We start from the raw sequence: 8,872 nt of genomic DNA on the forward strand, positions 1-8,872 counted from the left end.
GACTGCTTCGAGACAAGTTACGCGAAAATCCATCGTGCTAAAGCTGAGCTTCGATAGCCGCCTTGTCTATAACAGACCATACTTGTACAATCCGTTTGTCCCGAAATTCATAGATAGCATTCTCGGCAAAGGAAACTCTCCTCCCGCTTACAGGGAGGCCGAGGAATGTTCCTTTCGGGGTACAATCGAAGTCAAGCCGGCTCGCTATATAAGGCGGATCGGAAATCAGCATCCAGACGTTAAAATAAAGGTCCGGGATTTCAGAAAAGTCTGTCTCCAGCATTTCGCGATAACCTGATAAGCCGAGCCGCCGGCCGTTGTGGATCACCTCATCATCGACGAACTGTCCCAGCTTCTCCCAGTCCTGCTTATTCAGGCAGGCAATATAGTCTCGGTAGACGTCGGAGAGGTCGGTTTTAATCACGGCGATTGCTCCTAACTCTACAAGGCCCTGCTGAAAAGGCAGTGTCTCACATGCTCAACCAGATGACGGCATGAAGCGGCTTCATGCGCGGATGAGAAAGTGTTAGACAGCGTCCACTTCCTCTATTCCCGCTTCGTCTAATGGTAGGACAGCGCCCTTTGAAGGCGTGAATCGTGGTTCGAGCCCATGAGCGGGAACCAGCAGCTCCCCAGCCGGGCAACCGATCAGACCGGCGTGCCATCCTTTTCCGACTGCCAAGGATGGTCGGCCGGACTAAGGAACCCTATAACCACCGGATGTGACGGAGGACGACATGGCCGACGACAAATCCAAGACCAAGCAGGACCGCAAACCGGCCTCCGGCGAGGAGCCTTACGACGTTGCGGCGTTTGCGAAAAAATACGGCCTACCGCCGAGCGAGGCCGCGACCATCATCAAGCGGTACGGGCCTTCGAGAAAGAAGCTCGATGCACATATGGCGAGCCGCAACGCCTGATCCGCATCCGGCGGCGTCGACCCGGACCGCGGCTTGACCATGCCGCGTGTTTCCGGCCTGCCAGTCCTGAAGATCATGCGCGAGGCCGAAGGCTGGGTGAGCACGACAATGCCTCGCGCTCGGCTGCCGGCAAACCGGCATCGGCGAGGCGGCCGCCGCGACCGCAAGCGGCGCCACGGCGAACACGTGCAGCATTGAAGTGCCTGGAAAAATCATGCCTTCAAGGTCGGCCTGATCGACCTCGGAGCGCCGATTCATGGATGTTGCTCTTGCATTAGCTTGAGCGCATATTTCGTCAGCCGGTGAACTACCCAAGCCGGTTAGGCTCGGCGCCATTCCCCTCGATCCCTTGACGCCGAGCCGCGGGGATCGGCAGCGCTGGAGGCGAACCATGCCCATGTATCTCTCACGATTCAGCTATACGCCCGAGACCTGGGCGCGCCTGATCGAAAACCCCGAGGATAGACGCGAGGCAGCCCGCACCTACATCGAGTCGGTGGGCGGAAAGCTGCACGGGTTCTGGTACGCCTTCGGAGAGCACGATGGCTGGAACCTGTGGGAGGCGCCAGACAACGTTTCGATGGCATCTGTCATGCTTGCCATTGGTGCGGGAGGAGCGCTCAGCTCGTACGAGACCACCGTTCTCCTAAGCGTCGAAGAAACGATGCAAGCCCTCGGTAAGGCGAAGTCGGTCCGGTATCGCCCGCCGGGAAAGCCCTGACCAACTCGCGCGGTGTGGGCGCCGGAACTGTTTCCAGACTTTCTCGCGGCCGTTAATGCATGTCGCCCAAAAGCATGCCCTCAGGCTTGAACCGAGGGTCCTGCAGCCTCGCATCCGGCCAGCGAATGCTACGCTCGCCGTCCAGCTGGCAAAGCCGCTCGCGCGCTCGCCCGCGTAACGATCGCTTGCAGCGGCTCCGGCTGGTGCAGCAGAAATCCCTGGCCGAAGGCAACGCCCATATCCCTGAGGATGTCGAGCGCATCCTGCTCTTCGATCTTCTCCGCCACCACGGAGCAGCCGAGACTTCTGGCGATGCCCGATATGGCTGAGACGATTTCGCGGTCGAAACGGCTCTCCGCAATATGCTCGATGAAGGAACCGTCGATCTTGATCGTATCGACGGGAAAGCGCCGGAGATATTCGAACGAGCTCATGCCCGCCCCGAAATCATCGAGGCTGACGCGGCAGCGCCGCTCGCGCGCCTTGCGGACGAACTCTTCGGCAGCAGTGAAATTGGTGACCGCGGCGGTTTCCGTGATCTCGAAGCCGATGCCGGAATGCGGCGCCCCCGTCTCATCGATGACGGCGTCGACGAAATCCCAAAGGTGCGGATCGCTCAGCGTCTGTGCCGACAGGTTGAAGCCGAGCGTGAGCGCCCCTGACTTCAGCGCCGGACCATGAAGCGAGAGCGCCGTCCTGATGATCCAGCGATCGAGCCGCGAGGCAATGCCGAACCGCTCCGCCGCCGGGATGAACTCGCCCGGCGGGATCAGCCGCCCGTTGCGCCCGGCGAGCCGCGCCAGGACCTCGACATGGCGGTTCTCTTGCCAGGGTTGTCCGAGGCGATGGATTTCCTGGCCGAACAGTTTCAGCCTTCCGTCTTCCATGGCATCGACGGTGTCGGCCGCCAGCCGCGCCGCATTGAGTCCCCCGGATGTTGTCTCAGGGGAGAACACCGCGAAGCGATTGCGCCCGGCGGCCTTGGCCGCATAGCAGGCGTCGTCGGCGCAGGCGAGCGCGTCGGCCACCGCGGTATTCTCGTCGGCGACAAAGGCGATGCCGATGCTGGCCGAGAGCTTGCGCGACGCCGCCGTCGAGCCGAGGTCGGCATCGCGAACCGCCGCCAGAACGGCGCCGGCGAGACCCTCGGCTTGCGCTGCGTCGCAGTCAGGCACCAGCAGCGCAAACTCGTCGCCGCCGAGGCGCGCGGCATGCGCCGGCGGCGGCAGACAGCCCAGAATGCCCTCGGCAACGCTCTTCAGCGCGAGGTCGCCGGTGGCATGGCCAGCGAAGTCGTTCAAGGCCTTGAAGTAGTCGAGATCGACATAGAAGACCGCGAGCGGGCGCGCCGTTGCGATATGCTTGGCCAGCAGCCGGTCGAATGCGGCGCGGTTCAAAAGGCCGGTCAGGCCGTCATGGCGGGCCGCATGGGCAAGTTCCTGCTCGCGTTGCTTCGCCTCGGTGATGTCGCGCACCGTGCCCAGGATCTGGCCCGACGACTGGGTGTCGGCGATGAACCGTATCAGCGATTCGACATGTCTGATTTCGCCGTCCCGCTTGATGATGCGGTATTGCACGGCGACGACCTTTTGGGTTTGCAGCGGCGCCAGGTGGGCCCGCTCGGCGTCGGCCTTGTCGTCCGGATGCAGATAGCTGTGCCAGAGGTCTTGCGACACCTCGTCGGTTTCGGCGACAAGCCCGAAGATTTCCCGCGTGCGCTCGTCCCAGTAGCTTTTGCGTGCAGCAAGATCGTGATGCCAGATGCCGGTGCCGCTGGCCGCCAATGCCAGGCGAAAGCGGACGTTCACCTGCGCAAGCTCTGCTTCCGCTTGCTTCTGCTTGGTGATGTCGGTCTGGACGCCCATCAGCCGGACCGGCCGGCCTTCCGCGTCGCGCTCGACCACCCCGCCGCGATCGAGAACCCATACCCAGTGACCGGATTTGTGCTTCAGCCTGAGCTCGGTCTCGATCGAATCGGTCAGCCCGGCAATGTGGCGTTCGCCGCTGGCCACCGCCCGCTCGCGATCGTCGGGATGCGTCAGTTGCAGCCAGAGATCGCTCGCCTCGACAAGCTCACCCTCGCCGTAGCCGAGCATTTGCGACCACATCGCCGAGTAGAAACAGTCGCCGGTCCTGAGATCCCAATCCCAGACGCCAAGATGCGCGCGTTCGAGCGCCAGCGCCCAGAACTCTCCGTTGCGATTCTTCTTGTCGGCCATGCCCTGGACTTCGCTCGCCTCGTCGCGCGGCCATTATGCGGCAAAAGCAAAGAAGAAACCGTTACTGCGCAAGGAGCGGGCGAAGGGGTCCATAGGAGGCATCACGGCGGGCGGTTCCTGCTACGACGACAGGCACCGAACCCCCGGGGGGTCGCTGCAACGGGGATGCGGAGGCCATCGCCTATAGCCCCCGCGAACTCCCCCTTTCGACCTGCGGCAGACCTGATCCCGCCTGGCTCAGGCCTTGTTGGATCACGCCTTGGCCTTGAAGCGCGCCGCCTCTTCCGAACCGCTTGTGGCGTCGCCCGCGCTATAGGAATGCGCGCCGGCGCCGGCCAGCTTGCCGCCGTCGACGATCAGGTATTCCTCACGGATCGGCCGGCCTTCGAACCAGCACTCCAGGATTTCGCGCGTGCCGGCGGCATAGCGCGCCTGGGCGGAGAGCGACGATCCCGAAATATGCGGCGTCATGCCGTGATGCGGCATCGATCGCCACGGATGGTCCTTGGGGGCCGGCTGCGGGAACCAGACATCGCCGGCATAGCCGGCGAGCTGGCCGCTCTCCAGCGCACGGGCGACGGCGTCGCGATTGCAGATCTTGCCGCGCGCCGTGTTCACCAGATAGGCGCCGCGTTTCATCCTGGCGATCATCGCCTCGTCGAACAGGTTCTCCGTCTCCGGATGCAGCGGGGCATTGATCGTCACCACGTCGCAGATGCCGACCATGGACGCGGCGTCTGGGTGGAAGGTGACGCCGAGGTCCTTCTCGACCGCCTCGGGCAGGCGGTGGCGGTCGGTGTAGTGCAGGGTGACGTCGAACGGCCGCAGCCGGCGCAGCACCGCGCTGCCGATCCGGCCGGCGCCGACGGTTCCGATCTGCATGCCCTCGACATCATAGGAGCGCGCGACACAGTCGGCGATATTCCAGCCGCCGTTGATGACCCACTGGTAGGAGGGGATGTAGTTTCGCACCAGCGCGAGGATCATCATCACCACATGCTCGGACACGCTGATCGAGTTGCAGTAGGTCACCTCGGCGACGGTGATGCCGCGGTCCATCGCGGCCTGCAGATCGACGTGGTCGGACCCGATGCCGGCGGTGATCGCAAGCTTCAGTTGATTTGCCTTGGCGATCCTTTCCTTGGTCAGATAGGCCGGCCAGAACGGCTGCGAGATGACGATTTCGGCGTCACCGAGCTCGCGTTCGAAAACGCTGTCGGGACCGTCCTTGTCCGAGGTCACGACCAGGCTGTGCCCGGCGCTTTCCAGATATGGCCGCAGGCCGAGCTCGCCCGACACGCTGCCGAGCAGAACGCCCGGTTCGAAGTCGATGGCCTTCGGCGTGGGAAGCGTCTGGCCGCCGGGATAGCTGTCGAGCTTCGGCAGCCCGTCCCGGGCATAATCTGACGGGTAACCGTCGACCGGATCGTCATAGAGGACGCAAACGACCTTTGCCATTTTGATCTCCCTTCGTCTGACAACGAGGAAGACGCTCGATTGTTAAGACTGCCCGCCAAACGGGCGGCCACTCTGGTTTGTCAGAGGCCAGCAACTCCTGGCGCTTCCTCGGAAAGTTGCGCGCTATTGCGAATTAAATGGGGGAGCCGGACGCGGCTTCAAGGCCAGTGGCAGGCAACGGTGCCGCGTTCCTCTTCGAACCTTGGGTGCAACCAACGACGACGGTCCGCCATTGCAGCCGCTGCCGCGACGGCGTCACCCGCAAAGCCTCACTTCTTGCCTTGCGGGTAGATCGTCTCGCCGCGCTTCAGCATCTCGACAAACGCCGCGATCTTCTTCTTGCGCCCAGCCTCGGTCTTCATGTTGTGGATGCGGAAGGCGAGCGCGAAACGGTTCTGCGCGCCGAGCGTTGCCAGCATCGCCTTGGCCTGGGGCTCGGCGTCTATCGCCGCCTGCAAATCCCCGGGGATTTTCATGTCCTTGCCGCTTCCATAGGCGCGCGCCCAGCGGCCGTCGGCCTTCGCCGCCTCGACCTGTTTCAGCCCATGCTCGGTCATCCGGCCCTCGTCGATCAGCCGGGCGACGTTGTCGACGTTGATCTGGCTCCAGGTGCTCTTCCTGCCGCGCGGCGTGTAGCGCTGCAGGTAGCTCTTGTCGTCGAGCCCCTTGCGCACGGCGTCGATCCAGCCCCAGCACAGCACGACGTCGATGGCCTCCTTGGGCGTGATCGAAGGCAGCCCCGAGCCGACCTTGTGGATCTTGATCCAGACTTCTGTCTCGGTGTCGTGATGCTGGCCGAGCCAGGCGTAGAAGCTTTCGGCATCGCTGAATTCGCGCACCTTGGCGGGATCGACGTTGACCGGCGCCATCAGAAGGCCGGCCTTTTTGCTCGGACAACGCCGAGCGCTCGCCGATCGGATCTCTTAGCCATCGTTCCCTGCCTCTGCCGCCGCCGTCTGGTCTGGATGAAGCAACAGCGGCAAACCGTCAACAGACGGCTGGCGAGACGGCGAAGCTGCCGATCTCCCCCCTCGTGCCCCTCGTGGGGGAGATGCCATGTTTTGGCAAAGAGGGCAGGACAGAGGGAAGGATCGCCAGCCTTCGCTTAACCTATGACCAGCCGAGCATTCAGCGTAGGGAGGAATCTGGGCGGCCGGTGGGCAGCGAAGCACGTCTGGACCGGATTGCCGAGCAAACCGGAAAGCCGTAAAACGGGAAAACGTGGCAGGTGGGGAAAGAAAAAGGTGCACTGTCACCGTAATTCCGTAATTCCCAAATTCAAGGAACGAGTTATTGACAAAGGCGTGCTCTGTATACACCATCGCTACCGGCGACACCAACAACACAAGTTAACTCTCTCTGAGATCTATGCGATACGGCTTCTCTATCTTCTCTGATATACGACCGTATCTGCTTTAGGCAATCAATTTTGTTGGCGCCGCTATCGCATATATTTGCTTTTCGATTCCAATATTCTTTTTCAAAATTAAAGCTAAACGCACCAACATTATTCAATATAGAAATATACAGTTCCATCAGACGATTCGATATCTGCGCTGCGTAGCGCAATTTCTCGATATACTCTGCTCTTTCAGGAAAATTACTCTCATCATAGCGCAAGAGCCTTACATCGACGGAGTTCAAAAGCGGATCTTCTTGATCAATTATACAATTAAAAAGTCCATTACTACGATGAGCTATGTAAACATCAATGTAATCTGCGTTGTTTTCAGAAGATTCAAACAATGCCATATTTAATACAAGACGAAGATGCGCATAAACTTCCGGCCATCCGTCCTTTTCCAAGGACTTTTCATCGATTCCATTCTTGTCACTTTTCTCTGAAAACATGACCAGGTATAAGATAATAGAATAATACACATTATTATCAATATACTTATTGTATATTTGATTAGGTGTCTCCTTCCCAGAAAAATACATGTCGACATCATGCACAAGTTTACTGATATCCATCGGAGAGATATCAATACACACCGCGCTATCTGGAGAAATTTCCTCAGCTGCCACAGTGGAGAGCGGCCCAAAGATGGAAATGGCACAGACGACGATGAATACAATAGCCGCAACTCGCTGCTGAACGATGCGGCTGCATATGCACTTCGTGGATTTGGCTAACGTTTCCGCCGGCAGATTCTGGATATACACTGAGTATTCCTCAAACATACTGGAAACACCAACTTCCTCTCTCTGTCAACCGCTAGAAACGGAGCCGTACCGGCGGCGTCAGTAAAGATTGAACAATTGCTACGACACGGTTTATTCACCGTCAAGAATTTGAAAGTTAGAGATTCAAACTTTTTTTCGGTGCACGGAATTACGGTGACAGTGCACTTTTGCCATGTTTGCTCGGCTGTCGCTGTGTAGATTGACCGCATGACTCGACTTGCATTGACGCGCCGCCGATGTCGGAATCTGGGCGACCGGTGGGCAGCGAAGCGCTTCTGGACCGGACTGCCGAGCAAATCGGAAAAGCCGTGAAATCGGGAAATCGTGGCAGGTGGGAAAAGAAAAGGTGCACTGTCACCGCAATTTTTGCGCAAGGCCGCGTTCCTTCGCGCCCCCCTCTGTCCTGCCGGACATCTCCCCCACTTGGGGGGAGATTGGCAGCTTCGCCGTCCCGCCTGCCTTCCAGCGCTGGTGATTGGCGAAAGCCGAAGTGATAGCCAATCTCCCTCCTTGTGGGGGAAGATGCCAAGTTTTGGCAAAGAGGGCAGGACAGAGGGGGTGCTGTCCCGCGGCGCCCATGGCGGTCCTTCCCATCGTGATGTAACAACGTCCTGGCAGAACCGACCATGGCGGACACGGCGGGCTTCAACTTGGGGGATGTTGCCATGCGAGCGATGCTGTTCGGTCTTGCCATGCTGGCGCCGACCATTGCCCTGGCGGAACCGATCGAAACCCAGAAGATCATCACCGCGCTGACCGGCGACTGGAATGGCGACGGCGCCGTCGATCTGGTGATGATCGTCGAGACCGCGCCCAGCGACCCGATGGACATGCATTTCTTTCTCAGGGATCGCGAGCACAACTTTTTGCGTCCTGCCGGCATCGTGCGTGATCAGATCACCGGCGAGTGGAACGGTTACGACCGGCCAGGCTACGAGGCCTCCGACACCGAGCCGGAGCTGACCGCGCTGCCCAACGGCACGATCAAACTGTATCTGCCGGCAATGCCGGTCGGCAGCAAGCGGACCAACCAGACGCTGACGCTCGCTTACCGCGACGGCGTCTTCATCGTCGCCGGCTTTGCCTATGACTACCACGACTACCTTGAGGACAATGTCGCAAGCGACTGCGACTACAATGTTTTGACCGGCAAGGGCAAAAGCAGCAGGATGAGGGAGGACGGCACTACCGCGCACGCGACCGTCTCTGTCGAGGGCAAGATCATCCGCTTCGCGGAATGGAACACCAGCACCGGCTTCAGCGCCTGCGGCGAGTGAGGCACCTTTCCTTCTCCCCTTGTGAGACCTTTGCACAGAAGCCGAACGGTGATTCTGTGGTGATGGTCGCAGCAGGGAGATTCGGGATGG

The 8,872-nt window shown here is 60.2% G+C and carries 9 protein-coding genes and 1 tRNA gene; 5 read left to right on the plus strand and 5 right to left on the minus strand.

The features are described from left to right. Window positions 1–37: 37 nt before the first annotated feature. A complete protein-coding gene (locus CIT26_RS00135) occupies window positions 38–424 on the minus strand; it encodes an ester cyclase (protein ID WP_095490692.1) in 387 nt (128 codons plus the stop codon). Between the two features lie 126 nt (window positions 425–550). Between CIT26_RS00135 and CIT26_RS00140 the strand changes: the two genes are divergently transcribed. From CIT26_RS00140 to CIT26_RS00150, 4 genes are all read left to right on the plus strand, one after another. Further along, a tRNA-Gln gene (locus CIT26_RS00140) sits at window positions 551–624 on the plus strand. A 113-nt stretch (window positions 625–737) separates the two neighbouring features. Continuing rightward, the gene (locus CIT26_RS00145) at window positions 738–920 is read left to right on the plus strand and encodes a DUF3606 domain-containing protein (RefSeq protein WP_095490693.1); all 183 of its coding nucleotides are present in this window, start codon (window positions 738–740) and stop codon (window positions 918–920) included. Window positions 921–953: 33 nt separating this feature from the next. Continuing rightward, window positions 954–1,118, plus strand: a complete 165-nt coding sequence (locus CIT26_RS36320; RefSeq protein ID WP_167391218.1) for a hypothetical protein — start codon at window positions 954–956, stop codon at window positions 1,116–1,118. 193 nt (window positions 1,119–1,311) lie between these two features. Further along, window positions 1,312–1,641: a GYD domain-containing protein gene (locus CIT26_RS00150; protein WP_167391219.1), complete on the plus strand. Its 330-nt coding sequence runs from the start codon at window positions 1,312–1,314 to the stop codon at window positions 1,639–1,641. A 128-nt stretch (window positions 1,642–1,769) separates the two neighbouring features. Here CIT26_RS00150 and CIT26_RS00155 read toward each other — a convergent pair whose 3' ends face one another. From CIT26_RS00155 to CIT26_RS00170, 4 genes are all read right to left on the minus strand, one after another. After that, window positions 1,770–3,860 (minus strand): EAL domain-containing protein, encoded by a 2,091-nt coding sequence (locus CIT26_RS00155; protein ID WP_095490695.1) that lies wholly within the window; start codon window positions 3,858–3,860, stop codon window positions 1,770–1,772. A 252-nt stretch (window positions 3,861–4,112) separates the two neighbouring features. After that, on the minus strand, window positions 4,113–5,318 hold the full coding sequence (locus CIT26_RS00160) for an NAD-dependent formate dehydrogenase (RefSeq protein ID WP_167391220.1): 1,206 nt from the start codon (window positions 5,316–5,318) through the stop codon (window positions 4,113–4,115). Between the two features lie 269 nt (window positions 5,319–5,587). Next, complete coding sequence (locus CIT26_RS00165) at window positions 5,588–6,187, minus strand: YdeI/OmpD-associated family protein (protein ID WP_095490697.1); 600 nt, start codon at window positions 6,185–6,187, stop codon at window positions 5,588–5,590. 421 nt (window positions 6,188–6,608) lie between these two features. Further along, a complete protein-coding gene (locus CIT26_RS00170; protein ID WP_143747741.1) occupies window positions 6,609–7,484 on the minus strand; it encodes a hypothetical protein in 876 nt (291 codons plus the stop codon). Window positions 7,485–8,131: 647 nt separating this feature from the next. Here CIT26_RS00170 and CIT26_RS00180 point away from each other — a divergent pair. Then, window positions 8,132–8,782, plus strand: coding sequence for a hypothetical protein (locus tag CIT26_RS00180; protein WP_245318892.1), 651 nt, complete (start codon window positions 8,132–8,134; stop codon window positions 8,780–8,782). Window positions 8,783–8,872 lie beyond the last annotated feature (90 nt).

Origin of the sequence: Mesorhizobium temperatum (genome assembly GCF_002284575.1) — a bacterium.
GTDB classification, from domain to species: Bacteria; Pseudomonadota; Alphaproteobacteria; order Rhizobiales; family Rhizobiaceae; genus Mesorhizobium; species Mesorhizobium temperatum.